This window comes from Mycobacterium sp., from assembly GCF_036488105.1.
In the GTDB taxonomy this organism is placed as follows: domain Bacteria; phylum Actinomycetota; class Actinomycetes; order Mycobacteriales; family Mycobacteriaceae; genus Mycobacterium.
In genome coordinates, this window is sequence record NZ_DASXHW010000487.1 from 1 (window position 1) to 3,077 (window position 3,077).

The 3,077-nt window shown below is 64.8% G+C and carries 4 protein-coding genes; 2 read left to right on the plus strand and 2 right to left on the minus strand.

The window, feature by feature from the left end; all coding sequences use genetic code 11:
* The coding region (locus VGH54_RS25445) for a cytochrome P450 (protein WP_331514903.1) at positions 1–1,200 on the minus strand (1,200 nt) is incomplete at its 3' end.
* A 204-nt stretch (positions 1,201–1,404) separates the two neighbouring features.
* Between VGH54_RS25445 and VGH54_RS25450 the strand changes: the two genes are divergently transcribed.
* Positions 1,405–1,995: a helix-turn-helix domain-containing protein gene (locus VGH54_RS25450; RefSeq protein WP_331514905.1), complete on the plus strand. Its 591-nt coding sequence runs from the start codon at positions 1,405–1,407 to the stop codon at positions 1,993–1,995.
* A 5-nt stretch (positions 1,996–2,000) separates the two neighbouring features.
* Here the strand turns inward: VGH54_RS25450 and VGH54_RS25455 are convergent, their stop codons facing one another.
* The gene (locus VGH54_RS25455) at positions 2,001–2,327 is read right to left on the minus strand and encodes a hypothetical protein (RefSeq protein ID WP_331514906.1); all 327 of its coding nucleotides are present in this window, start codon (positions 2,325–2,327) and stop codon (positions 2,001–2,003) included.
* A gap of 221 nt (positions 2,328–2,548) precedes the next feature.
* Here VGH54_RS25455 and VGH54_RS25460 point away from each other — a divergent pair.
* On the plus strand, positions 2,549–3,077 hold a 529-nt coding region (locus VGH54_RS25460), incomplete at its 3' end, for an AMP-binding protein (RefSeq protein WP_331514904.1).

Below are 3,077 nucleotides of genomic sequence, written 5' to 3' on the forward strand. Positions count from 1 at the left end.
CCCGTCCGCCGGTCCATGCTGCGTTTCACTGATCGCGATGTCCGACATCCGGTCCAAGATGCGCTCGATCGAGACCCGGCCCTCGACTCGGGCCAGCGGCGCACCGGGGCAGGAGTGCACGCCGCGGGCGAACGCCATGTGTTCGCGGACGTTCTTGCGGTCGAGTTGGAACTCGTGCGGGTTCTCGAATCGGCGTGGGTCACGATTGGCCGCACCGGGCAACACCATCACGACTGTGCCGACCGGAATGTCGACGCTGCCGACGGTGGTCGCCTTGCGGGCCAGCCGGGAGTCGCTCTTGACCGGGCTCTCCATCCGCAGCGATTCTTCGATGAAGCCCGGAATGAGGCTGCGGTCCGCACGCAGCTGCTGCTGAACGCCCGGCCGGTCGCCGAGCGCCTGCAGTGCCGCCGAGAGCAGCTTGGCGGTGGTTTCCTGTCCGGCGGCGAAAAGGAAAGTCGCCGAACGACTTACCTCGATGACCTCGGGTGTGGACCCATCGGGATACTTGGCCGTCGCCAACGAGGTCAGCACGTCGTCCCGGGGAGCACTGCGCCGATCTTCGATGTAGGAGCAGAACTTGTCATCGAGCCACTCCAGCGGGTTGATGCCCACTGACTCCAGGTCGAGCGAACCCACCCGCGCGCCGGGACGGTCGGCGCCCAGCACCGAACGGAACTCCTTGTGATCCTCTTCCGGAACACCGAGCAGGTCGGCGATCACCAACGTGGCGAACGGCTTGGAGTACTCGGAGATGAATTCGCACTCGCCGTTGCCGAGAAACTCGTCGAGTTGGCGGTCGGCGAGGCGCCACATGAACTCCTCGTTTTCCTTCAATCGACTCGGCGTGAGCAGCCGGCTCAGGATCGAGCGTGCCCGGGTGTGGTCGGGCGGGTCCATCGTGACCATGTGCTCGAACATCGGGAACTGGCTGCGGTGCGCATCGATCAGCGGAGTGAGGTCGTCGCCCTCGACGTCGAACGGCAACGGCGGGAACGGGCCGCCGAGCGCCACGATATTGGAAAACGTGTCCGGGTCTTTGTAGACCGCGTTGGCCTCTTCCCATCCGGTGACCGCAACGACGTTGTGGTGCGGAAGCCGCAGCACCGGGTTCTGGCTACGCAGGTAATCGAAGTAGGGGTGCGGATCGGGAACAAGCGACTGGTCGGTGAAGAAGTCGATCGAATCGAAGTTGCTCATGTGGGCGCGCCTCCCGAGGCTGGGTTTCGACCGTGGTGTGTGGGCAGCGAGATGTGGTGCCGCCCCGGACTGACTTCGGCGAAAGTGTAATTCTTGCTGAGCACCTGCTTAGCATGGGGCTAATGTCATGGTCAAGGCGAGAGCGTGGCCGACGCTACGATCGGCATGTTCAGCAAGTATTCGGCGAGAGTGTGGAACCACGGCATGACTTCGGCGCGCAGGATCGGGGCACCGGACGCCAAGAATCACAGCGTCCTGCTCGACGCCGCCGAGCAGCTGATGCTCGAAGAAGGTTATGCCGCAGTCACGTCGCGTCGAGTCGCGGAGAAGGCGGACCTCAAGCCGCAGTTGGTCCATTACTACTTCCGCACCATGGACGATTTGTTCCTGGCGGCGTTCCGGCGCCGCGCCGAAGAGGGCCTCGAGGCACAAGCGCAGGTGTTGCAGGCGCGGCAACCGCTGTGGGCCCTGTGGCGGTTCAGCACCGATCCGGCGGCCACCGCGATCACCATGGAATTCATCGCTCTCGCCAACCACCGCAAGGCGCTGAAGGCCGAGATCGCCTACTACGCTGAGCGTTTTCGCGATGAGCAACGCAAAGCGCTGTCGACGATTCTGGAACGCTACGGCGTCGACCCGGCGAAGTTCCCCCCGCTGGTGTGGTCGGTGCTGATGACCAGTGTGTCCCGAGTCCTGGTGATCGAGCAGGCGCTTGACATGTCCGCCGGCCACCGCGAAACGATCGAGATCGTCGAGAGTTACCTGCGCCATCTGGAGGGCGACCCCGAGATCTAGTCTCCTCACCAGAGACGAAGCGAGCAGAGCGTGCCCTTGGGGCCGTCGTTGGATTTCACAACCACTCCGTCGACGACGAGTGCGCAGTGGAACATCGGCGTACCCGGCTCCGTGCCGGTGCTCACGACGACCATCGCGTAGTTGGCCGGGTCCCTCAGCATCACCGGCGGTGAGACCCACGGGTGACCAGGCGCGATGTCGGCCTGCACGTTGGGGGTGTATTGGTACGGGTCGTGGCTGTAGTTGGAGAACTTCCCCGGGTCCTGATCCAAGTAGTAGATGTCGGCATAGATCGGGCTGGCTGCCGTGACGACATACTTGACCTCGTGCATCACCGGGTCGTCGGCCCGGACCGGCGCGGCAGCGCCCGTGCCGTAGCCGGCCGCCGAAAGCCCTGCCAACGCCACGCCTAGCGCGGCTTTACCGACGGTTGTCATACGCACCTCCGGCCACCCGCATCCTTGTGGCGATATTGGCATTCTCCTTAGCGGAGAATAACATCGCCACTGCCTTACTCAAGACCCTAACGTTTGCCGGGGGAGCGTCGACGCCAATGCGCAATATTCCTGACGAACTGGTCACCAGATATGAGGAAGCGGGCTGGTGGACCCGCGAGACTCTCGGGCAGGTGCTGGCTCACGGGCTGCAGGCCGCGCCCGGTGCGACGTTCCGGGTGTACTCGGACGTCCGGCCGTGGTCTGGCACATTCGCCGACGTCGAGGTGGTGGCCCGTCGGCTCGCGGCCGGGCTGCGGGCCCGCGGCGTCGGCGCCGGTGACGTGGTGGCCTTTCAGCTGCCCAATTGGATGGAAGCGGCGGCGACGTTCTGGGCCTCGGCGTTCCTGGGCGCGGCGCTGGTGCCGATTGTGCATTTCTATGGGCGCAACGAATTAGCGCAAATCTTCGCCGCCGCCAAGCCGCGGGTATTCGTCACGGCCGAGAAGTTCGGCCGGCTGACCTATCAGCCCGATCTGTGCTCCGATGTCAAGATCGTCGGCGTGGTCGGGCGCGACTTCGACGACCTCCTCGCCGACGAACCCATGCCCGGCACGGTCGCCGCCGATCCCGCGGGTCCCGCGCTGA